At 65.7% G+C, this 658-nt stretch carries 1 protein-coding gene; it reads right to left on the reverse strand.

The window, feature by feature from the left end; all coding sequences use genetic code 11:
• A partial coding sequence (locus DMB66_RS60195) for an adenosylhomocysteinase (RefSeq protein ID WP_125812722.1) occupies positions 1 to 658 on the reverse strand: 658 nt, incomplete at both ends.

The raw sequence follows: 658 nt of genomic DNA on the forward strand, positions 1-658 counted from the left end.
AAAGCACGATCACGGAGTGGCCGTCGGCGAACCTCCACTCGTCGACCTGCGGCTTGACATTGATCCGCCGCACGTCCGCGCGCCGGGCCAGGCCGGCCATGTCGATCTCGTTGTCGAAGTGGCCGATGTTGCCGACGATGGCCTGATGCTTCATCCGGGCCATGTGCTCGCTGGTGATGACGTCGAAGCAGCCGGTCGCGGTGATGAAGATGTCGGCGGTTCCGACCACGTCGTCCATGGTGGCGACCTGATAGCCGTCCATCGCGGCCTGCAGCGCGCAGATCGGATCGACCTCGGCGACGACGACCCGGGCGCCCTGGCCACGCAACGACTCGGCGCAGCCCTTGCCGACATCGCCATAGCCGAAGACCACGGCGACCTTGCCACCGATGAGCACGTCGGTGGCCCGGTTGATGCCGTCGATCAGCGAGTGCCGGCAGCCGTACTTGTTGTCGAACTTGCTCTTGGTCACCGAGTCGTTGACGTTGATCGCCGGGAAGAGCAGCGTCCCCTGCTGCTGCATCTCATAGAGGCGGTGCACGCCGGTGGTGGTCTCCTCGGTGACACCCTTGATGCTCGCGGCGACCCTGGTCCAGCGCCGGTCATCCGCGGCCAGGCTGCGCTGCAACACGGACAGGATGACGGCATATTCCTCGGA

Source organism: Actinoplanes sp. ATCC 53533, assembly GCF_003947245.1.